General features: G+C 43.3%; 20 protein-coding genes and 3 pseudogenes. 9 read left to right on the top strand and 14 right to left on the bottom strand.

Annotated features, from left to right (window positions below; genetic code table 11):
• The first annotated feature begins 342 nt into the window (after positions 1–342).
• Both LC608_RS25055 and LC608_RS25050 read left to right on the top strand, forming a co-directional pair.
• Complete coding sequence (locus tag LC608_RS25055; RefSeq protein WP_229556153.1) at positions 343–1920, top strand: GMC family oxidoreductase; 1578 nt, start codon at positions 343–345, stop codon at positions 1918–1920.
• Between the two features lie 105 nt (positions 1921–2025).
• On the top strand, positions 2026–2937 hold the full coding sequence (locus tag LC608_RS25050; RefSeq protein WP_229556152.1) for an SDR family NAD(P)-dependent oxidoreductase: 912 nt from the start codon (positions 2026–2028) through the stop codon (positions 2935–2937).
• 314 nt (positions 2938–3251) lie between these two features.
• Here the strand turns inward: LC608_RS25050 and LC608_RS25045 are convergent.
• Positions 3252–3497 (bottom strand): annotated as a pseudogene (locus LC608_RS25045) (transposase); the annotation flags it as partial.
• A 77-nt stretch (positions 3498–3574) separates the two neighbouring features.
• On the opposite strand from LC608_RS25045, the gene LC608_RS25040 reads away from it, so the two are divergent.
• Positions 3575–4036, top strand: coding sequence for a GMC family oxidoreductase N-terminal domain-containing protein (locus LC608_RS25040; protein WP_229556151.1), 462 nt, complete (start codon positions 3575–3577; stop codon positions 4034–4036).
• Here LC608_RS25040 and LC608_RS25035 read toward each other — a convergent pair.
• Together LC608_RS25035 and LC608_RS25030 are read right to left on the bottom strand one after the other, a co-directional pair.
• Positions 4023–4355 carry a hypothetical protein gene (locus tag LC608_RS25035; RefSeq protein WP_229556150.1) on the bottom strand — a complete coding sequence of 111 codons (333 nt, stop codon included), beginning with the start codon at positions 4353–4355 and terminating at the stop codon, positions 4023–4025. The genes LC608_RS25040 and LC608_RS25035 overlap by 14 nt on opposite strands.
• 1 nt (position 4356) lies before the next feature.
• Positions 4357–4626, bottom strand: a complete 270-nt coding sequence (locus LC608_RS25030) for a hypothetical protein (protein ID WP_229556149.1) — start codon at positions 4624–4626, stop codon at positions 4357–4359.
• A gap of 611 nt (positions 4627–5237) precedes the next feature.
• Between LC608_RS25030 and LC608_RS25025 the strand changes: the two genes are divergently transcribed.
• From LC608_RS25025 to LC608_RS36955, 5 genes and pseudogenes are all read left to right on the top strand, one after another.
• Entirely contained in the window at positions 5238–5690 is a 453-nt protein-coding gene (locus LC608_RS25025; RefSeq protein WP_308189918.1) for a serine/threonine-protein kinase, read from the top strand.
• Positions 5678–5893: a GAF domain-containing protein gene (locus tag LC608_RS25020; protein ID WP_229556148.1), complete on the top strand. Its 216-nt coding sequence runs from the start codon at positions 5678–5680 to the stop codon at positions 5891–5893. Before LC608_RS25025 ends, LC608_RS25020 begins: the two co-directional genes overlap by 13 nt.
• A 79-nt stretch (positions 5894–5972) precedes the next feature.
• A complete protein-coding gene (locus tag LC608_RS25015) occupies positions 5973–7247 on the top strand; it encodes a PAS domain-containing protein (RefSeq protein ID WP_229556147.1) in 1275 nt (424 codons plus the stop codon).
• Between the two features lie 193 nt (positions 7248–7440).
• Positions 7441–8082: pseudogene (locus LC608_RS25010) on the top strand (response regulator).
• Positions 8083–8217: 135 nt separating this feature from the next.
• Positions 8218–8352 carry a hypothetical protein gene (locus LC608_RS36955; protein WP_267871191.1) on the top strand — a complete coding sequence of 45 codons (135 nt, stop codon included), beginning with the start codon at positions 8218–8220 and terminating at the stop codon, positions 8350–8352.
• 93 nt (positions 8353–8445) lie between these two features.
• On the opposite strand, the gene LC608_RS25005 is transcribed toward LC608_RS36955, so the two are convergent.
• The 10 genes and pseudogenes from LC608_RS25005 to LC608_RS24960 form a co-directional block, all read right to left on the bottom strand.
• On the bottom strand, positions 8446–9888 hold the full coding sequence (locus LC608_RS25005) for an alpha-L-fucosidase (protein WP_229556146.1): 1443 nt from the start codon (positions 9886–9888) through the stop codon (positions 8446–8448).
• Positions 9889–10240: 352 nt separating this feature from the next.
• A complete protein-coding gene (locus tag LC608_RS25000) occupies positions 10241–11191 on the bottom strand; it encodes an L-lactate dehydrogenase (protein WP_229556145.1) in 951 nt (316 codons plus the stop codon).
• Between the two features lie 143 nt (positions 11192–11334).
• The gene (locus tag LC608_RS24995) at positions 11335–12774 is read right to left on the bottom strand and encodes a mercuric reductase (protein ID WP_229556144.1); all 1440 of its coding nucleotides are present in this window, start codon (positions 12772–12774) and stop codon (positions 11335–11337) included.
• Positions 12775–12933: 159 nt separating this feature from the next.
• Positions 12934–13260 (bottom strand): hypothetical protein, encoded by a 327-nt coding sequence (locus LC608_RS24990; protein ID WP_229556143.1) that lies wholly within the window; start codon positions 13258–13260, stop codon positions 12934–12936.
• Positions 13250–13690, bottom strand: coding sequence for an MOSC domain-containing protein (locus LC608_RS24985; RefSeq protein ID WP_229556142.1), 441 nt, complete (start codon positions 13688–13690; stop codon positions 13250–13252). The genes LC608_RS24990 and LC608_RS24985 overlap by 11 nt, the downstream gene beginning before the upstream one ends.
• Positions 13691–14035: 345 nt before the next feature.
• A complete protein-coding gene (locus LC608_RS24980; protein ID WP_229556141.1) occupies positions 14036–14905 on the bottom strand; it encodes an alpha/beta fold hydrolase in 870 nt (289 codons plus the stop codon).
• A gap of 123 nt (positions 14906–15028) precedes the next feature.
• Complete coding sequence (locus LC608_RS24975; RefSeq protein ID WP_229556140.1) at positions 15029–15520, bottom strand: cupin domain-containing protein; 492 nt, start codon at positions 15518–15520, stop codon at positions 15029–15031.
• Between the two features lie 63 nt (positions 15521–15583).
• Complete coding sequence (locus LC608_RS24970; protein WP_229556139.1) at positions 15584–16048, bottom strand: hypothetical protein; 465 nt, start codon at positions 16046–16048, stop codon at positions 15584–15586.
• Positions 16049–16161: 113 nt separating this feature from the next.
• The gene (locus LC608_RS24965) at positions 16162–16761 is read right to left on the bottom strand and encodes a DsbA family protein (protein ID WP_229556138.1); all 600 of its coding nucleotides are present in this window, start codon (positions 16759–16761) and stop codon (positions 16162–16164) included.
• A 250-nt stretch (positions 16762–17011) separates the two neighbouring features.
• A pseudogene (locus LC608_RS24960) lies at positions 17012–17287 on the bottom strand (glucosidase); the annotation flags it as partial.
• 1393 nt (positions 17288–18680) lie between these two features.
• On the opposite strand from LC608_RS24960, the gene LC608_RS24955 reads away from it, so the two are divergent.
• The gene (locus LC608_RS24955) at positions 18681–20438 is read left to right on the top strand and encodes a right-handed parallel beta-helix repeat-containing protein (RefSeq protein WP_229556137.1); all 1758 of its coding nucleotides are present in this window, start codon (positions 18681–18683) and stop codon (positions 20436–20438) included.
• A 282-nt stretch (positions 20439–20720) separates the two neighbouring features.
• Here LC608_RS24955 and LC608_RS24950 read toward each other — a convergent pair whose 3' ends face one another.
• Entirely contained in the window at positions 20721–20993 is a 273-nt protein-coding gene (locus tag LC608_RS24950) for a hypothetical protein (protein ID WP_229556136.1), read from the bottom strand.
• Positions 20994–21028: the final 35 nt, after the last annotated feature.

Below are 21028 nucleotides of genomic sequence, written 5' to 3'. Positions count from 1 at the left end.
TTTATGGCTAAACGGATTGGAGCTAAGACAACCGAAGTTAACTCCAGTCATGTTCCTTTTATCTCTCATCCAAAAGAGGTTGCCAAAGTGATTGAAGCAGCAAGTACTGCTGTGAAGTAATCCCAATTTAACGATTTGTTAGTGAGCTAAGTCCTGCGAACCAATGAGACGCAAGTTTGGTTTCTGGCAGAACATTTGGTGGATACACCATTGGTACGCAGTTAAATTCAGCAGATCGGGTGTTGTAAATCAAATAACTAACAGTATCTCAGCAATCGCTCTTTAAATGAATTCATTCTTGACTCCATTTATCCATTGTAGATAACAGAGGAAGAGAACTTTATGACTAATTATGACTACATTGTAATCGGTGCAGGGTCAGCAGGTTGTGTGGTTGCCAATCGTCTAACCGAAGACAATGACACAACTGTGTTACTACTCGAAGCGGGTAACCCAGATACGAAACCAGAGATTTTCATCCCAGCGCAGTGCGTCAATCTACTAGGCTCAGAGGTGGACTGGAGCTATTTCTCTGAACCAGAACCCTTCTTGAATAATCGCAAAATCTTTTGTTCCCGTGGCAAAGTCTTAGGAGGCAGCAGTTCGATTAATTTCATGATGTATGTCCGAGGCAATCATCACGATTATGACCACTGGCAGGAGTTGGGAAATCCCGGTTGGAGTTACCAGGATGTCTTGCCTTATTTCAAGAAATCTGAACACCAGCAACGCGGTGCCTCCGCCTACCACGGAGTTGATGGGGAGTTGAGCGTTACCGATCCCATTGCGCCTACTGCAACTTCTCAACGATTTGTAGAGGCATGTGTGGCAATGGGATTTGACTACAATCCTGATTTCAATGGTACGCAGCAGGAAGGAGCCGGACTCTATCAGCAAACTACCAAGGAGGGTAAACGGCACAGTGCTGCTGCTGCGTTCCTTGTGCCTATTCTCCAGCGTCGCAATTTGACCATAACGACTGGGGCATTGGTGACTCGATTGTTGTTTGAGGGAACCCGCACCGTTGGGGTGGAATATCTGCACGAGGGAATGCTGCACCAAGTCAGGGTTGAGCGGGAAGTGATTTTAAGTGCGGGCGCGTTCGATTCGCCCAAGCTGCTAATGCTTTCCGGCATTGGGGATGCAGCACACCTACAAACATTAGGGATTCCTGTTGTCGTCGATCTGCCAGGTGTTGGGCAAAACCTGCAAGACCACATTTTCTCTCCTGTGGTATACCAGGCAACTCAGGATTTACACTTTGCCAGCACCAGTAGTATCGGGGAAGCTGGATTATTTTTGCATAGCAAGTGGAATTCAGCGGTTGCACCCGATTTACAGTTTCTATTCGGTTCCATTCAGCTCTTACCCCCTGGCTATGCTCCAGCGGCATTTGGATTTACCGGTGCAGTCGCTTTGACCCATCTGCAAAATATTGGCAGTGTCGGTTTGCGAACGCCTGATCCTAAAGACACACCGATTTTGCAGATGAACTATCTGCAAAATGAAACCGATGTGAAGAAGCTGGTTGAGGGAATTAAATTAATGCGGCAATTGTTTCATAGCAATTTTTTTGATGAGTTTCGTGGTGCAGAAATTGCTCCAGGTGCTGAGGTTCAGAGTGATGAAGCACTCGTTGCTTATATCCGCAACAATTGCAGCACAGTGTGGCATCCTGTTGGCACTTGCAAAATGGGCATTGATTCAATGGCAGTGGTCGATCCTGAGTTGCGGGTACATGGAATTGAAGGGTTACGGGTTGTAGATGCCTCCATCATGCCCACCATCACGACCGGAAATACGAACGCACCCACCATCATGATTGGTGAGAAGGCAGCGGATTTAATTAAAGCAGGTCGCACAGCACGAACGGTTCTCAGCAAATCTAACGTCCAAAATCCGGCGTATTCATCTATTTAGAAACGGGCGATTGTCTTTGATCAATCTCAGATTATCATACCTGTTGAGCGTTTATCGGTCGATGTTAGGCAAACAGAACACTTGACCTCTGTAAAGGAATACACAATGGCACTGATTACAACACCATTCGGACGACATTCCACCGCCGCCGAGGTCGTAGAAGGAATTGATCTTTCCGGCAAGCGGGCGATCGTTACGGGAGCCGCATCGGGCATCGGCGTAGAAACGGCGCGGGCACTGGCTCAAACTGGAGCGATCGTCACACTAGCTGTGCGTAATACCGATGCTGGAGCGCAAGTCGCGGCTGACATTATGGCTACTACTGGGAACCGGAATATTCATGTTGCTCCGCTTGATTTAAGCGATCGCAACTCAATTGCCAAGTTCATTGCTGCCTGGCGTGAGCCGCTGCACATCCTCGTTAATAATGCAGGGGTAATGGCACTGCCCGAACAGCGCACACCCGAAGACTGGGAGATGCAATTTGCCACTAACTATCTCGGACAGTTTGCCCTAGCGCTCGGACTACACGATGCTCTCGCTGCAGAGGGTGCCGCCCGTATCGTGTCGGTTAGTTCTAGCGGGCACCTGATGTCGCCCATTGTGTTCGATGATATTCACTTCATGTTCCGTCCTTATGATCCGTGGTTGGCGTATGGACAGTCCAAGACTGCAAGCATCCTCTTTGCTGTGGGTGCTACTGCACGCTGGTTCAAGGATGGCATTACCGCTAATGCCCTGATGCCCGGAGCGATCGCAACCAACCTCCAGCGTCATACGGGCGGTCTTAGAACCCCACCTGAGCGGCAGAAGACAATAGCGCAGGGTGCGGCAACTTCCGTTCTGTTGGCAACCTCTCCACTACTAAAAGGCGTTGGCGGACGCTATTTCGAGGACTGCAATGAAGCCACTCTCGTCACCAACGGGAACGGCTATATGAGCGGAGTTGCCCCCTACGCCCTGAACCCAGACAATGCTGATCGGCTCTGGAATGAATCGTTGCGCCTGCTGGCTTGACCTGGCAGTAACAGTGAGCTTCACGCTATTGATGAACGAATTGTCGGTCGTAAGCCTGCCAGCCTTTCGTCCATCATGCCCACGATGACCACGGGAAATACGAACGTACCCACCATCATGATTGGCGAAAAAGCAGCAGATTTAATTAAAGCGGAGCGTACCTCACAACGCATTGCCAATAAACTTAATCTCCAAGTTCAATCGCATCTCTAGCGAAATTGGCGACGAAATCCTGGGTGTACCGGAAGGTTTCCCTTAGAGGGGCTTATGAACTTCTATAGAACCTAGTAGTCTGCCAAGGCAAATTTGCTGGGTCACACAGTCGGGTATAATCGTTCCATCTTCCTCCGTGCGTCTGTAGTTTGAAAGTGCCAATAGACGCTAGTGCGTTGGAGATTGCGTTGCTTTTCCCAAGTAGCAATTTCAGTGGATAATGTTTGTATATCTGGGATTCGTCGCTCTAAACATTGACGAGATAAAACAGATAACTCAATCTCTACTTGATTTAACCAACTTGCATGTTTAGGGGTGTAGTGAAACTCTAATTTTTGTACAATTCGACTATTGTTCTTTCAACCACGGCTTGACATCGTTTTTTTAAGAGTCTGGCGAACTGTTTCGTCAGAAATTGACGACGATGACAGGTGCATTGGTGACTCGGTTATTATTTGAGGAAACCCGCGCTGTTGGGGTGGAATATCTGCATGAAGGAATGTTGCACCAAGTCAGGGTCAACTCCGAAGTGATTTTAAGTGCGGGTGCGTTCGATTCGCCCAAGCTGCTGATGCTTTCCGGCATTGGGGATGCAAAACACTTGCAAGCAATGGGGATTTGTGTAGTGGTTGATTTGCCGGGTGTCGGTCAAAACCTCCAAGACTACATTCTCGTTACTGTAGTTCAACAGACCACTCAAGATGTACACCCTGCTATCACCAGTAATGGGGTTGAAGCCGGATTATTTTTACACAGCGAGGGTAATCTGGAGGCTGCGCCAGATTTTCAGTTCTTCTTCGGCCCGATTCTATTCGCTCCCCCCGGCTATGCCCACTCTGATTCGGGATTCACGGGTGCAGTCTCGAATGGCACTAAGAAAAGCTGAAACGCTTGTGGTTTAAGCCGTTTGCAATTGCTTGCTCCCATTCATGCCGGGGTTTCGTCATCAAGGGGTAAATTTTGGGGCGACGTTTACGGACTCGTGGTTCACTACGACCGGGACGGTCAGGAACAGCCTTGTGAACAATAACTTTCAGCAAAGTGCGATAAAGTCTTAGGCGTTGTTTAGAATCAGCAGCCTCTAGTTTGGGAATAAAGTTAATTAAATGGTGGCGAGTACCTTGCAACGATAGGCGCAAAGGAGGAGTCGTATAAGTAGTACCTGCCGACCACATTAAGCTACGAAGTAGATTGTAAGCCAGCAAATCAACATAAATATCCCGACTTTTGACTACTGGGTTGCGGGTATGCTTTTTGGTTTTCTACAGTGTCCGGCATTAAGGCAGTTGAGCCATCTATTACTTTCACATTTCGACCACACCATAAATATTCTTCTGCAATTTTTTCTTCTAGATTTTGTGCTGAGTCATTGAAAAGTTTTTCTAATAACTTCTCTGGGAGTCTTGCTCTAGCTTGACAATATCCGCTTGTATCTGTTGACGGAACTTCTACCTCTGATTCTGCTTTTAGGTGCAATTATTTTACTCACGGCATTATGGCAAGTTTTGTCAGTATCTAAAACCTGCGATAAAAATGCCCACAAGGTTACAACTGGGTCAAATAACCGCTTTTTATATTTAATTTTTAGCTCAGAGATTGCTTGCTTAATTGCAGATTCCTGCAATAATTCTTTAAAAGGTAGTCCCAGACTTTGATTAAATTTATCCTTGAGGATTTGTACTCGTAGTGTCACAGTAGTATTTATGATGTTTGCTTGCTCGTCTTTTTGAAAGTATTTCATGAACGAGTAAGCTTTTCCTACCTAAAATTTTTTTGGACAAGCCGTACATCTTTGCACTGTCTAGAGTTAGGCATAGCATAGTGTTATCGCCACAGGCATCCCAACAAGGCTCCTGGTTACGCCAGGAGCAAACTTCATTAGATCGCAACACTTCATCAAGGAAAATCGCCTGCCCCGTCCCGACACTGTTTAATAGCTTTAAAATCTATAGCGCTTATCCTGTATAGCTTAGAGCTTTTCTTAGTGCCATTCTCAACAGTAGTTTGTCAGTTAATTGATACCATCCTTCGAGATGAAAAGCAGATATTTCCAGTATCGGCCAGAGCAGATTCTCCAGAAAGGCTTTATGATTGCTCTACCTGGTATTGCCATCCAAGAAAAAATATACGAAAGTTCTAATTCTCTGGTGTATCGGGGCATTAGAGACGATGGAGTAGGGATCGTCGTCAAAATGCTAAAGCTTGATTATCCCTCACCTCAAGAAATAACCCGCTATAGACAGGAATATAAAATTACTCGTTCCCTCAATCTGGAAGGAGTTGTCAAGGCATACAGCCAGCAGGACTATCAACGCACTCTAGTGATTCTCTTAGAAGATTTTGGGGGAGAGTCTTTAGAACAATGGATGCACAAACGCCCAGATATCTTCTGCCCCATGCCTTTATCCACTTTTTTAGGTCTTGCGATCGCTGTTTGCGACATTCTGGGCAGAATCCATACAGCCAATGTTATTCATAAAGATATCAACCATACATTCAGCACCATCAAACTCAATCAATCTTATGTTTGCCACTACTGAATCAAAGTAAGCTCGTTGGCGTGTTGTATCTAGAAAATCAATTAGCGGCTGGGGCATTTACACCAGAGCGAGTCTCCTTCCTTGCGGGAGGCTGCGCCAACGGAGACGCTACGCGAATGCAAGTCTTAAAGCTGCTTTTTCTCAACAATTTAAGTGAAGCGGTGCTGCCAGCAGATACAAAGCAAAGCTACGACAGCAATTAAAAGCAGATTTAGATGGACTGCCAAAAGTACCTGAGTACTCAGAAAGGCCCCAAGACCAAAATCAGTCAAGACAGATGTGATGGGAACGGATCAAATCTATCCTACTGAAAAACTGCCAATTATCCGGGCATTGAGCGGCGAACGCACTACGGTTGATGATATAGACATTCACCAAAATAACAAAATTATTCCAGTGGAGGCTTGGGGAACCCCCGTTTTTGACGAACATGGCAAGGTAGCTTATGCGATCGCAGCCTTTGAAGATATCACAGAGCGCAAACAAGCAGAACACCTCGTGGCGAATTATAACCGTACCTTGGAGCAACAGGTTACAGAACGAACGGCAGCTTTACAGAAAAGTGAAGCAGCACTGCGCCAGCGAGAACAGGAATTACGACTAATCACCGACGCTCTGCCTGCTTTGATCAGCTACGTGGATGCAAATCAGCGCTATCGGTTTCTCAACCGCACCTATGAGGTCTGGTTTAACCGTAGTCGAGATGAGATTTTGGGCAATTCTGTTCATGATCTCGTGGGTGAAACGGTTTATCAACGGGTTGAGCCGTTTATCAATCAAGTGTTTGAAGGGCAAACTGTCACCCTGGAAGCAGAAATTCCCTTTTCACTTGGTAAAAGATCCATTAGTGCGACCTTGATCCCGGATTGCGATCGCAATGCTCAAGTGAGAGGATTCTACAGTCTAATTACAGACATTAGTGATCAAAAACGTGCCGAGCAAGCCTCAATTCTGGAAGAACGCAACCGCATGGCACGGGAAATTCACGATACGCTAGCCCAGTCCTTCACAGGCATTCTTGTGCAAGTAGGAGCTGCAACCCAAGTGCTAGCGGACGATATAGAAGCGACACAGGCACACCTGGAAATAATTGATGAACTAGCACGAACTGGACTTGCTGAGGCGCGTCGCTCAGTGTCAGCACTCCGCTCTCAGCTATTGGAGGAGGGCAATTTAGATAGCGCCCTTCATCGCCTTGTAACTCAAATGAGAGCTGCTGCTGATACCGCTCTAATCTACCAAATCAAAGGCACAGCCTATCCAATGCCTGCCGAGGTTGAAAATAATTTACTACGAATTGGACAGGAAGCATTAACCAATGCCATTAAATACGCTGATGCTGGCGAAATTCGTGTCGAATTGGTGTATGAGAACACAGAATGTATCCTGCGCGTTAAAGATGATGGACGGGGCTTTGGGGTTGCTACGATCTCAGATATTGGCGGATTTGGATTGTTGGGAATGAGCGAGCGGGCAGAACACCTTGGAGCGCAACTAACAATTCAGAGCCAACCTGGACAAGGAACAGAAATTGTTGTCATTGTCAATCGAAATTAAGAATTATTAAACCAGCAACATTTTAAACGTAATGTGTAGTGATTCAAGTTCTAATACCAATTTAAAAAAAGAATGAGTATCGATGCCAACTTTGAAACCCATGCTAAATCGGGATTTCTTCTTTACGAGACATTGCGCGAAAATTTTGAATTTTGAATTGGTATAAGTCTGTACTTTTAATTTATTAATAATTATGAGCCAATCAACGACTATTCGGGTTCTGATTGTTGACGATCATTCCATTCTTAGGCAAGGATTAGCAACCATCATTAACCGCGACACGATCCAGAGATGGCGGTGATTGCTCAAGCAGAAGATGGACAACAAGCGATCGCTCTTTTTCGTGAATACCAACCAGATGTAACGCTCATGGATTTACGAATGCCGCAGATGGCAGGAGTTGAAGCCATTACTGCTATTTGTGCTGAATTTCCATCTGCCCGAATTGTTGTGCTAACTACCTACGATGGTGACGAAGATATCTATCGTGGTTTACAGGCAGCTAGCTGCTAAAGGATATTTGCTCAAAGATGCTAAATTTAACGAACTTCTGAGTGCCATTCGCACGATTCATCGAGGCCAGCAGTATATTCCACCAGAAGTGGGGGCCAAACTCGTACAGAGGATGAGCAATCCAGAACTGCTGAGTGAACGAGAGCTAGATGTAGTCCGTTTAATGGCGCGAGGAATGAGTAATTTAGAAATTAGTAGTAGTTTGAGTATCGGTGAAAGCACCGTCAAATCTCACATTAATCGAATTTTAAGTAAATTGGGAGTCAGCGATCGCACTCAAGCTGTGATTATTGCTGTTAAACGAGGGATTGTCAATTTGTAAGTAATTCAAAGTGTTGGCAAGAAAGGGTGTACCAAGTTACAGGGTTGATCAATTTACTGAGTTTAGCCCTACAGTTGGGTTCTTGGCAACTTTTGGTGATCTTGGCTGAGACCAATTGCTCTACTAAAAGATGCCTTGGCGGAAACCTTAGCAGAATGGTTAAAAGCTCACCCTGGTGTCAAAGTCGTCTCACGAGATCGGTCAAAAACTTATGAAAGTGGTATTCGTCAAGGCGCGCCAGAAGCCATTCAAAGTATGATATTCAATTGAAAAGTTTAGCTTCAGGAAACATCTTCTATTAAAAAATAAGCTGTAAGCCTTGTTTCTTCTTTAATCAAAGATGTTTCTAAATTCTGAATCAGATTATAGAGGCATACAGCTAATCTCTAATGTGTAAGCTGGTGATTTTTTGACTAAAGACTTGTGCGGTAGTGTTATGGATAAATTCTGATTGTACTGCTGCCACTTCAGTTTATTTCCAAAACCTAGCATCGTAATATTTGCTTTTTTCGGCAAAATTATTCCTGGAATAGTAACCTTTCCAAACGTTGGCTCATCAAGCAATATTGCATATAATTTTCCTTTATTAGTGGTGTAGCGCACTCGAATACGTTCTGGAGTTAAATCTTCTGCTCGTATCCAATAGCGTGAGCCAAAGATTGCTTTACTATTCACATCTAGCCATTTACCCAAGCCTTCTAATCTTTCAAGCTGTACTTTGGATATTGAACCATCAGCCTTTGGCCCAATGTTCAGCAATAAATTCCCATTTTTACTAACAATATCTACAAATAAGTCAACTAGTTCATCTACCGAAATCATGTTCAAATCAGTATCATTTTGGTTATAGCCGAATGAGTAACCTAAACCCCTTGTACTTTCCCATTTAAGAGGTTCTATTTGTGTGAGCTGGCTATACTCAGGTGTGGAAAAGTCAAAGTGCAACCCTAACTGACCACCTAAATCAAAACGGTCATTCACCACACCATCGGGTACGCGATTGTAAAAGTAGGACATAATTTCATTGGCTTGCCCAATAGGGTAGCCAAGATCATTCCATAATATAGATGGCTGATAGCGATCAATCAATTCGCGCCAATGAGCATTCGCATAGTCTGCATAGGCTTTTTCCTGAATGATTGCTCCTAGCAGCGCGTTGAAGTCTGTGATTGTTGTATCTTTGAAAGACCAATCAATACCACCAGAGTAATACACACCCATACGCATACCTTCTTGGCGAACAGCTTGTGTTAGTTCGCCTACAATATCGCGTGTTGCTACTCGCCCTGGCTGGTTTCTAGTTTTACTAGGCCACAACAAAAAGCCATCATGATGCTTCGTTGTTAGTACAACGTACCGCGCACCCACTTTAGAGAATAATTTTGCCCATTTCGAGGGGTTCCAATTTGTTATGGCTGCATTAAATCTGGGAATAAAGTCATCATAGGTGAAGCCTTCACCATAGGTTGTACGATGGTAGTTATAGGTAGGGCTGCCCTCAAGTTTCATGGAGTTGTAATACCATTCCGAGTAAGGGTTGTTCTCAAACCAATATTCCCAACCACGCTCTGCAACGACTTTGTTCAGTTCCCCAGTTAGTGGTGCATAGCCAGGTACAGAATATACCCCCCAATGGATGAAAATTCCGAGTTTCGCATCCTTGAACCAGTCTGGAACTTCATGCTTCGATAGCGATTCAGTTGTTGGCTCATAAGTTCTTTGTGCAAGGGCAACAGAAGTGAACAAGTTCAAAAATACAGTTAACCATAATGTAGCAAACAGCGCACGTACTAAAAACTTAATCATTACAAGGTTCCTTATTGACAACGTTCTCAAAGGGAGCATCTACTTTTGAAAGAAACATAATTCTAATACTTCAAAAACCCTACTATATAGTTATCTAAAAAAGTAGATACGCCGAAAGTGGATGCTCTCTTCTCAAACTTTAGAACGAAAGTATAATTAGCCATTTTTAGTTGCTATTTTTATCAACAAGCACTGGATGTTAAGTTTAAGTCTATCAAATAGTGAAACTAAAGCTATTTATTTCCTGAGTAGTCTCTACTGATATTTAACTCATGTATTGCCTTGTTCTACTTGATGGCAAAGGTATTGTTCAGGATACTGTATTTTCAACCATAGCCGCACCCAATTAATTTTAATTATGCAAAAAATTATAGGCTTCATTGAGTTTGTTAGCTGACTCTTCTAATAAGCGTTGTTCATGAGCATTTCTTGATAACAAGAGTTTGCGCTCAATACCTGTTGAGCCAATGATACATGGAAGTCCAAGAACAACTTCACTGCCAACTCCATAGTGAGAATCTGCTCTGGCCGATACTGGAAATATCTGCTTTTCATCTCGCAGGATGGTATCAACTAACTGACAAAGTACTGTTGATATACCATAGCTTGTATTTCCTTTGCGTTCAAAAATGTTATAGCCTCGTTTACGAGTTAACTGTGCGTACTCTTGCTGAATTTGTTCTAGCGTTGCTCCTTGTGGTATGGGAAATTCAGTTAACAAAATCCCCCCAATAAATGCACTAGACCAAACGACAAATTCACTGTCTCCATGCTCTCCAATCACATAAGCATGAACGTCTTGTTTTGCAACATTCAGTCGCTTTCCAAGTTGATATCTCAGTCTAGCAGTATCAAGAACGGTTCCCGAACCGAAAATTAGGTTTTCTGCTCTAGTGGAAGTAGCGATCGCAATCCGCGTTAGTACATCCACTGGATTGCTAACGATAAGTACGATTGAATTCGGTGCAACTCGATCCAATTCTTTGATTGTTGAACGTATAATCTCTGTATTGTCGCTCAATGTATCTAATCGGGTCTGTCCTTGTTTTTGCTTCACCCCAACAGTCACAATAATGATATCTGAATCAGCTAGATCTTCATACTGATTTGATGGTAAGATTTCCATCTCTTTAAGTAGGGGAATGCTGTCTTCGATATCCCATACTTGCCCTTCAGCTTTTGATAAGGTTCGGTCAAAAAGGACAACCCTTACACATCTACCAAGTAGAACTAAAGCATTTGCAACGTCTGCACCTACATTACCTGCACCAATAATACCGACTTTAGATGTTTTACTAATCATGCTATATCTACTTTTTTGTAACTAACGCAATGGGTTAACGTTCACTCTAAAACTAATCCTTTCGAGTCAAGATTATTGAATTAACCTTCAAGAGTGAAATGTCGTTTATTTGGTAAGTCCTTGGATCTGCAATTGCTGTCTCCTTACAACTTGGAAAACAGGATATTTAAACCTTCGGTCATTGTGGGATGAGTCAAAATGCCATCGCGCAAAACGGTATAGGGCATCTGAGCTAGCATGACCATCTGCACCGTGGAAATCACTTCCCCCGCTTCATGACACAAGAGTGAACACCCTAGAATCCGACCTGTTTCGGTATCCACGATCGCCTTTAGCAGTCCATCAGTTTGACCCAGTGTTCTTGCTCTGGGAACGGCTGACGCATCCACCTTCGCCACGCGAATGGCATATCCTTGTTGTCGTGCTTCAGTTTCCGTCAAACCCACATGAGCTAGTTCTGGATCAATGAACAGACAGGATGGAATCAATCGATCCCGTGTACTCCGGTTGCTCCCATCAATTAAATTAGCTTTGATAATGCGATAATCGTCGAGCGATATATGGGTGTATTGCGGGCCGCCATTAATATCGCCTAACGCCCAAATCCCTGGAATGTTCGTCTCTAAGCGATCGTTGACTTGAATAAATCCGCGTGTATCGGTTACCACACCCGCAGCAGCTAAATTTAAGCTATCGGTATTGGGCGCACGACCAACGGCGACGAGCAAATGCGACCCTTGGAGGGTGATTTCACGATCGCCAACTTGGATTTGCAGGATAGTTTCATTACCAGTGCGATTCTCCAAAGGAGACGCTTCTCTGCCAGAGGCTCCGCCAACGCGAACGACCCTCAACACCTTTGCTTTCAGCAAGAATTCAATACCATCTTGTTCTAGCAGACTTTGCACGGCGATCGCTATATCTGGATCTTGCGGTGACAGGATTTGCTCACTTTGCCCAATGACAGTAACGCCAGAGCCAAAGCGCCGAAACATCTGGGCAAATTCTAAACTAATATAGCCACTACCGAGAACGATCAGGTGTTCGGGCAGGTGTTCTAGCTCCATAATCGACTCACTCGTTAAAAACCCAGCTTCTGTGAGTCCGGGGATGGATGGAATTAACGGTCGTGTGCCTGTATTAATAAATAAGCGTTCGGCGGTAAGTAAGCGATTGTTCCCCTCAGCCGTCGTCACTTCAATTGTTTTAGGAGCAACAAACCTTGCTTCGCCAATGATCAAGTTGTTATCCAGAGCCGTTTCTAAATTGTGCAAGTTCATTTCACGCGCAGATTGCACAACCGCTCGTTTTCGTTGGATCACCTCTCCTAAATTAACGTTGGGTGTATTAGCTTTAACACCATAAGCGGCACTGTTTCGCACTGTGTTTGCCACATTGGCACTCGCCACCATAGTTTTAGTAGGAATGCAGGCAATATTAATGCACCCGCCACCAATCATATTTAAACTGCGTTCAACCAGAGCGGTTTTACGTCCGTCAGCAACCAGCGCTGGTGCAAGTGTTTTACCCGCTTTGCCGCCGCCGATAATAATGTCGTCATAGTGTTGAATGTCCACTTCCATATCTTTTGAGTTTGTGAATACGATGCTTAGAAGGTGTTATGAACTTCAAAAAAGATTAGCTTTCTGAGAAAGTTTTAACGATGATATATTTGGCGAAACTAACTCAAGATGCTTGCCCTAACTAGGTTTAAAAAAAATGCATAACACCTGCTAGAAGATTCAACTTTTTCTACAAGCTTGCTTCATCAAGATACGATTGTTTTTATAAACCTCTAAAGTTCCAGATTGCCGGTTATCTAACGTGCCATCCCACACCCAATATTCATAAATTCCATTCCGAAACTTATACACTCGAACACCTTCTGTTGCTTGGCTAGTTCCTTTGCCCAAATTTAAATTACCGTTGGGATTGGTCGCGCGATAGAGCAGTTCACCGTTCGTATAATTCTGCCAAATATTGATGTTATAACCACCCTTGCATTTTGTACTCAGGATGATGCCAGCAGTAGAATCAGCAGAAGCTCTTAAAGAAAAATTAGCTAACATACTGATTGGCAGAACAAGGAGTAACGCTGATCTTTTCATGAGTGTTTTCATTATTTTCAAGAGTCTTGTAGTATTGATACTTGTTTAGCATTCCAGCAAGCCTCACATCCTGACGACGACTTTGCTCTTGGAAGTATTCGTCTTCTTCTCTGAGTCCAGTGATCGTGAAATTTTCGCCAAAGATGCCTAGCGGTAGCTCTGTGTCAGGCAATTCACCTCGCCAATAATCGTAATGCTCGAATGGGTATACATAGACTGCTTTGTCTGCTCCGCCATGAACGGTTAGATCAGCTTGTCCATCATCATTTAAATTGAGCGATCGCACCATCACCCTTTTGCTGACTGGTTCTTTGAAAATTCCGGTGCTAACGGCTTTCCCTTTCCAGGTCGCTTCACGCGGCAGTCCGACGTTTACAGAGATGACTTTCATAAGAATTTTAAATTGGGTCAATAGTCAAGTATTTAAATTGAATCAACAAATAAGTTAATTAAAGGAGTGCTTGATGGATTAAAAGTACAATGATAGCGATATTCTTCACCAACTCATCGGCGAGAGAAAAACGCTGTTTTAAGTAATTAGGATCGTTGTACCTGAGCCACACCTTGCTGTCAGCCGCTTCCCATGCCAGTAATTTCAACTGGGTGATATGGTCGTTTAGATGCCCCCGTCACAACTGCAATTTTTCCGTCTAGTTTTTTCATGATGGTGAGTCCTATGGTTGTTGACGTTACTTCATTACTTTTACAACTTCATCCGTAGACAGATTTGCACTCATTAGACAGGGATGGGTTGCAGTCGTGACGTGAGAAATTGAGCGATGTAGTTTGCGATCGCATCGCCTTCTTCTTCCAGGGCAAAATGTCCGGTATCGAGTAAATACAACTCCACGTCTTTTAGGTCGCGTTTGTAGGGATGAGCGCCTTCTGGGGGGAAGATGTAGTCATTCTTACCCCAAACAATCAGGGTTGGTGGCTGATATTTGCGAAAATACTCCTGCCATTGCGGATACAAGGGTGGGTTAGTGCCATAGCTATACAGCAGCGCCAGTTGAATCTCATCGTTTCGGGGGCGATCGAGGAACAGTTGATCCATATTCCAGGTATCAGGGCTGATTGCTTCCAGATTGCGAACGCCGTTGGTATACTGCCATTTCGTGGCTTCCAGCGTGACAAGGTGTTTAAGCTTCTCAGCATTCTCAGGTGAACGGTCTTGCCAATAAGCCTTGAGCGGTTCCCAAAATTCGCGCAGACCTTCTTCGTAGGCATTGCCGTTTTGGACAATCAGCGCTTCAACTCGCTCTGGATATTTAGTTGCAATGCGATAGCCAATGGGAGCGCCATAATCCATGACGTAAAGGCTATATTTCTTAAGATTGATCGCGGTAATAAATTTCTCCACGATCTGGGCTAGGTGATCAAATGTGTAATCAAACTCATTCACAGTTGGCATCGAACTGTTGCCGTAGCCCGGATAATCAGGTGCAACCAGATGGAAGCGATCGCCAAGCGCAGATATCAGATTGCGGAACATATAAGATGAGGTTGGGAAGCCATGCAACAGCAAAATTGTGGGATTTTCGCGGGAGCCAGCTTCGCGATAGAAGATATCTAAACCATCAATCGAAACTGTGTGATATGTGGCCATGACTTTATTCCTTGTAAGGTTATAAGTGCAGTTGAATTTGTGGGGTAAAATCTATCATCAGTAAACTCTTTTACCGATTACCCCTAACTAAAACTTGTTGATTTACGGTAAGTCCTGGTGTTGTCATTGTTCAGGAGGCGGGGGAATAATCTCGATGCCGTACTTAGGTGAAGTGGTGAGAATTTTATCTAAGTCTTCAGAACTCAATGGTGGGGCAGATTTAATTTGACCATTCACTGCCTTTCCAACTTCGGCGATAAATTTCTCAAAGCCCGCAGGAGTCACCCAAACTAACAGTTTGGCAGGTACAGAGGTCGTATTGGTAAATTGGTGAAGCTGACCTTTAGGTGAATGAAGGAAAGTTCCAGATGTCCCAACCAAAGTACGATCGCCAAGCTGGAATTCAATTTCTCCATCTTGAACATAAAATGATTCATTTTCTCGGCTGTGCCGATGAGGAGGCGTACCGCCACCAGGTGCAACGATTACCTCACAAAGTGCATAGGCTTCTCCTGTCTCTTCACCAATTGCTTTGAAGGTATAGAGGTCTTGACCGAAATAGTAAGAACGACCTCGATCCGGTTCAACAAAAAGTCCGGGTTGATTAATTGTCATTGCAATTCCTCTCCTTTTTTAGTTGAGTTTCGTGCCTAAATCCCGTCTACACAAACTTTACATTTAATTCTGTCTACTTACTTCTGGAAATAGTCGCACTAAGTTGGGGGTAGTATTGCAACTAGATAGGTGTAAAAACCTGCAAGATGGTCTGAAAACCTTTGTCCTGTCTGGGTTGAATAAGAATAATCTTGGTTGCCAGGGCGATCGCGCTCTACTCTCGTGCGATCGCCAGCGCCACAAACATCGTAGACCAGGCGGACCTAGGACTTCATCGCCCAACTCGGCAAAAATGCGTGCAAGCAGCGCCATATCCAGTGTTTCTGTCTCATCCCGCATCCCCATTTCTGTAATCAGTCCTTGAGCGAAGAACTCAGCAAACTGCGGCAATCCCATTTCTTTAGTCAAACCAATTCCATGAGCCATGACAATGGCCGGGTAGCGATCGCTGGATGCAACTTTATCCAGAGTATAAAAGGTAACGAAACATTTTATACCTTTACTTTCAAAACTGGTTTTTCTTTGCATAGCTCCTTACCTTCTCATTTCTGGAATAGCTTCGGGCGTGACAAACTAAAAGTTATTTGTTTCTCATGATGATTTGCCTGTATTCTGGCTAGGTCAAGATTCGAGCGTTCGTCTTAGCGTTGATTACTTGCAGTGACAATAGCTGCCATCAACTGCTCAATGTTCCATCGCTCGCTATATCTAATTCCATTAATAAACAGTGCTGGGGCAAATGTTACTCCACTGTGTAATCCACTTTGAATATCTTCATTGACCGCATTAACATACACTTTTTTAAATATATCTTGCAGAAATTGGGAGATATCAAGTTTTAGATTATTGGCATACTCTATCAGATAGCCGTTTTTTAACTTTTTTTGATTGGCGAACAGCATTTCATGCATCTGCCAAAATAGACCTTGGACAGCAGCTGCTTTTGCCGCTTCCGCCGCACGTTGAGCATGAGGATGAATCTCGATCTGTGGAAAATGACGGAAGGTGAAACACAAATAATTTTCCCCCAAAAAAACACTAAGCTGTCGCTCAATGACTTTAATCAGCCTGTAAACGTCCGCACTTTGAGAACATTGATAGTCCCCATACATCACCACCACTACGGTCGCATTCAGCATACCTTTTATGTGATCTTGTGTTGAAGGTGGGAAGAATAACGAACTGCGATCGCGGTCAAAGCTCACTGATACCTCCGGCGGTTGTATGTTCAGCCGCAGCATTGAGCATACAACTCTCTTTCCACTCTGTTTGTATCAAGCAAACTTAGATATTGCAACTAAATTGCTCTCAATATTTGGCTAAATTAAATATATGCAATTAACGCTAACTTGTCGTCCACTCAAAGTTGAAACTTTTGTACAATACAATGATTGATGAATCAGTCCATATATCAATCGAAGGTTGGCTCCAACTAAAGTTTGAATTTAGATTCAAACTTTAGTTCGATGCCTAAGTCAAGAAGTCATCATCCTGACTCGGCATTGAGAGGACATCATCGTTATAAAGATGCGTCCATTGATGATTTCTGCCTTGCTTACGTTCAGCAGGTGGTGGGGCTACTGGGTCGCCTTTGAGCCAATCGTGAACCACGTAATGATAAAACTGCTTATTCCATAGCATTCCAGCAAATGCCTGTCGTTGCACAGTTCGCATCTCTTCAGATAAGGGAAAAGGACAGATACGTTGATAGAATTCATCTGCCTCCACTTGACGATCGCGAAAGATTGACTCAAATTCCTGTCCAAACAAGTTTATCTTGCCGTCGTCCTGATGTCATTAGAGCAAAGGCAGCTTCAAAAAATGAAGTATTTTCAATCCCTATGGAAGCAACTATTCTCACCTAACTAAGAATTATTTGCTCATTTTTGCAACGGTTATTGAGAAGTTACGATACAATTGCTATTTGACTTTTAAATTGTTGGAACATTCGTATTATGCAGCTTAAATACCGATTAGCTTAATCATTCTACCGCGTGGTTTATACGTCATCATCTGAGACTTTGGGAAGTATAATCGCAAGTTTGACTGATTTTACTGACTGATTTGATTTCCTAGATAATCAGTCACCCAAAAAGGAAAATTTACAAAGGAACGATGCCTTAGACTATGGCTCTTCTTCAAACCAGTGATTTTGACAAATATTAGTGCCAGATGTCCATTGTTGCCTATGTTCGGCAGCTTAGGAATATTAATTGTACTTAAGTAATTGCGGCATTGTCTAATAAACCAAGTGTCAGCTTATTACGCAAACGATAAGAGCAAAATATAAAGAATACGTTAAGCTCAGTAGTTATAATATCTCAGTAAGTAGGCGAGAATAAATCAAACTGTATTAAGTAATACAAAATCTCTTAAAATGTTTCAGAGCAAGGGATTTAGCCCTTGTTTGAGAACTAAAATCATCACTACAAACCTTTAATTATTTACGCCGCTCTACTTACATTTATAAGCCGGTAACATAAAGATTATGCGAAGATATTTCTTGAATTATAGACATATAAATCATTTTTCGGTATTTAATTGTTAGGTTATCTGCATGTTACCTATTTCCAAGTGTCGAATAATAAATTATTTTTCGTTATTAACACTCTTAAAAGATGTTTTAAAATTCCCGAAGGGTATAATTTCGCACTTCTGACTTAAAACAACTCCAAGGAAAGTCTAGGTTTTAGCCATATACTGAGATGTTTTCCTGTGCTGGCACTTGAAAGCAAAAGACCTGATTTGCCAATCGGTGGTAAGGCCAACGGCAGTGACTTTAGCCGCTCAGGCTCGGGCGACTACCTGACTTTTCTACCTCATCTGAAAAGCCGACAAAGAACCTAACCCTTTCTCCATAGGAGAGGGGGAAAAGTTAAAATCTCTCTCGGTCATAGGAGGCTACCCTTTACACACAAGTGCCGCAAAGGTTTTAACTCTTTTAGCCCCATAAATACCCAAATTTTGGGCGACTTGAAACTCCATTTCTCTCCCTATTTTTACGACTAGGGCAACGAAAGCAATTTTCAGGTGGGATTTACAGACTTGTGTGTACACCGTGGCTTATAGGAGGAGAGAGATTTTCCAAATATGGTGAAAGTCTGGTATGAGAGCAAGTAGTAAATATAATTTTTTATACTAAAAAATTGGAGTAACCTCAATGTCTATATTTACCGTGACTAACACCAAGAACAGTGATGCAGGTTCTCTGCGGCAGGCAATTTTAAATGCCAATGCCTTGGCAGGAAAAGACATCATCAATTTTGGTGGACTGTTTAATGATGGACTTGCTCATACCATCAGTTTGATTGGTAGTAGTCTGAGTATCACAGATGACCTTACCATTCAAGGCACAAATCCAGGCTTACTAACTGTTAGTGATAATAGTGCTGACCGTGTTTTTGATATTGGCAATGGTGTAACTGTTGCAATCAACGGGCTAACTATTACCAATAGCTATAAAAACGCCGGAGGAGGCGGTGCCATCTCCAATCAAGGCGTCCTTAACTTGAGCAACACTACCATCACTGGCAATACTGCGGAATACGGCGGTGCTATCTTTAATCAAGGCACCCTATCGGTGAGCAACAGCACCATCACTGGCAATTCGGCGACAAACAACGGCGGCGGCATCTTCAGCTCTGGCATTCTATCAGTCGATAAAAGCACCATTAGTGACAACACTGCATATAGAGAAGGCGGCGGCATTTACAACTATGTTTTTAAGGAGAACGGCAACCGCAATATAGGCATCGTTACCGTGAGTAATAGCACCATTCGTGCCAACACTGCGGAATATGGAGGCGGCGGCATCTTTGGTTACGAGTTTGGCACTATAACGGTGAGTAAGAGCCTCATCAGTGACAACAGTGTCAGCTTCAGGTCTAGCTACTACGGCGGCGGCGGCATCTTTAGTTCTGGCATCCTATCAGTGGATAGGAGTAGCTTCATTGACAACACTGCGGAATACGGTGGTGGTATCTATGGTAGCTACGAAGGTGCTATAACCGTGAGTAACAGTCTCATCAGTAACAATAACGCCAGCAACGGTGGCGGCATCTACAGCAGTGTTACTCTCTCAGTAAATAATAGTACCATTAGTGGCAACACTGCGGAATACGGTGGTGGTATCTATGACGGTATCAGTCTTAATCAGGGTGATGGCACTATAACGGTGAATAACAGCATCATTAGTGACAATTCGGCAGGTACAAACGGCTCCGGTGGCGGTATCTATGTTAGCGGCACTACAATCGGCGGTACTATAACCGTGAATAACAGTCTCATCAATAAGAACCACGGCTACTTAGGCGGCGGTATCTACAACGAAGGCACTATAACCCTGAGTAACAGCACCATCAGTAATAACTATGCGGAATACGGCGGTGCCATCTATAACCCAGGCTTTATCATTCCGGGTTACCGTGGTCCAGATGTACTAGTATATGGCAGCATTACGGTGGAGAATAGTACTATCAAACACAATAAGGCTACCAATGGAGGTGCAATCTATAATCAGGGTACCCTATTGGTAAGTAATAGTACCATTAGTAATAACTATGCCAGGGATTACGGTGGCGGTATCTACAACGAGCCGTTAGGAATCGTTGCCGTGGACTATAGCACCATTAGCGGCAATCAAGCACATTTTGGCGCTGGCATCTATAATACTGCCACCCTAACAGTGGGAAATAGCACTATCAAACACAATAAAGCTTTTGGGATCGAACTTAGTTCTGGTAGTTACGAATCTGGACGTGGTGGCGGCATTTACAACTCTAGCGCTGGCACTGCTACACTGGATTACAGCACCATTACTTGTAACTTTGACACCCCACGAAAGAATTCAACTAAGGTTATCAAGCTGGATAATGTCGTAGGTAAATTCATCACCAAAGCTTCATGCGTTAAAGTTTAAAACGATATTCTTTTTGCCAATTTGTAATTATCTTTAATCGTAAACTAAAGATAATGCCTTGAAAAAGAATTATAATTCATAATTTTGTATTCTTTGAGTGAGGATTCAGACCCGCCGCTACGAAACTTAACTACTAAATATGCAGATTTAGTGTGGTTTTAGACCGACGAATTATTTGACCATAACAACAAATTATTTGTTACTAATCTAAATCCTTATGCATTGCCTATTTAAGGGATTTCTACAACTTTATATCAGAAATCCTAAAAATTAGATGTCCTTCTAATAAAGCTTAAAGACATGAAGAATTGACTTATAATTTATCGCTGCGGTCAAATAACTTATCGCTCTACAATGGAAGTGCATTTTTGTTGGTTCGGAACTGGGGCTATTTTCTTTTGGTAGCTCCCAGATATCTCGTCTTTGCTGTTGTTTACTGAGTAATAGCTGAAGATGATCTCGTCGTTGAGGCTGTTGCCCTAACAACCAAGGCACTCCATCTAATAACTCTCTTTCAACTTGTCCATTAAACATCTGCTCACCGTTGTTAGGCATAAGCTGTAAATAAGTAAGTTGGCAAGAAAAATTCA

Source organism: Nostoc sp. XA010 (assembly GCF_020829625.1).
In the GTDB taxonomy this organism is placed as follows: domain Bacteria; phylum Cyanobacteriota; class Cyanobacteriia; order Cyanobacteriales; family Nostocaceae; genus Nostoc.
The sequence above is the reverse complement of the archived record's forward strand: the minus strand, read 5'-3'. Positions and strand labels throughout refer to the sequence as shown.

Excerpts from the sequence above, each read along its gene's own strand:
- LC608_RS25055 (WP_229556153.1), top strand. The coding sequence starts at position 343 with ATGACTAATTATGACTACATTGTAATCGGTGCAGGGTCAGCAGGTTGT.
- LC608_RS25050 (WP_229556152.1), top strand. The coding sequence starts at position 2,026 with ATGGCACTGATTACAACACCATTCGGACGACATTCCACCGCCGCCGAG.
- LC608_RS25040 (WP_229556151.1), top strand. The coding sequence starts at position 3,575 with ATGACAGGTGCATTGGTGACTCGGTTATTATTTGAGGAAACCCGCGCT.
- LC608_RS25025 (WP_308189918.1), top strand. The coding sequence starts at position 5,238 with ATGATTGCTCTACCTGGTATTGCCATCCAAGAAAAAATATACGAAAGT.
- LC608_RS25015 (WP_229556147.1), top strand. The coding sequence starts at position 5,973 with ATGGGAACGGATCAAATCTATCCTACTGAAAAACTGCCAATTATCCGG.
- LC608_RS25005 (WP_229556146.1), bottom strand. The coding sequence starts at position 9,888 with ATGATTAAGTTTTTAGTACGTGCGCTGTTTGCTACATTATGGTTAACT.
- LC608_RS25000 (WP_229556145.1), bottom strand. The coding sequence starts at position 11,191 with ATGATTAGTAAAACATCTAAAGTCGGTATTATTGGTGCAGGTAATGTA.
- LC608_RS24995 (WP_229556144.1), bottom strand. The coding sequence starts at position 12,774 with ATGGAAGTGGACATTCAACACTATGACGACATTATTATCGGCGGCGGC.
- LC608_RS24990 (WP_229556143.1), bottom strand. The coding sequence starts at position 13,260 with ATGTTAGCTAATTTTTCTTTAAGAGCTTCTGCTGATTCTACTGCTGGC.
- LC608_RS24985 (WP_229556142.1), bottom strand. The coding sequence starts at position 13,690 with ATGAAAGTCATCTCTGTAAACGTCGGACTGCCGCGTGAAGCGACCTGG.
- LC608_RS24980 (WP_229556141.1), bottom strand. The coding sequence starts at position 14,905 with ATGGCCACATATCACACAGTTTCGATTGATGGTTTAGATATCTTCTAT.
- LC608_RS24975 (WP_229556140.1), bottom strand. The coding sequence starts at position 15,520 with ATGACAATTAATCAACCCGGACTTTTTGTTGAACCGGATCGAGGTCGT.
- LC608_RS24970 (WP_229556139.1), bottom strand. The coding sequence starts at position 16,048 with ATGCAAAGAAAAACCAGTTTTGAAAGTAAAGGTATAAAATGTTTCGTT.
- LC608_RS24965 (WP_229556138.1), bottom strand. The coding sequence starts at position 16,761 with ATGCTGCGGCTGAACATACAACCGCCGGAGGTATCAGTGAGCTTTGAC.
- LC608_RS24955 (WP_229556137.1), top strand. The coding sequence starts at position 18,681 with ATGTCTATATTTACCGTGACTAACACCAAGAACAGTGATGCAGGTTCT.
- LC608_RS24950 (WP_229556136.1), bottom strand. The coding sequence starts at position 20,993 with ATGCCTAACAACGGTGAGCAGATGTTTAATGGACAAGTTGAAAGAGAG.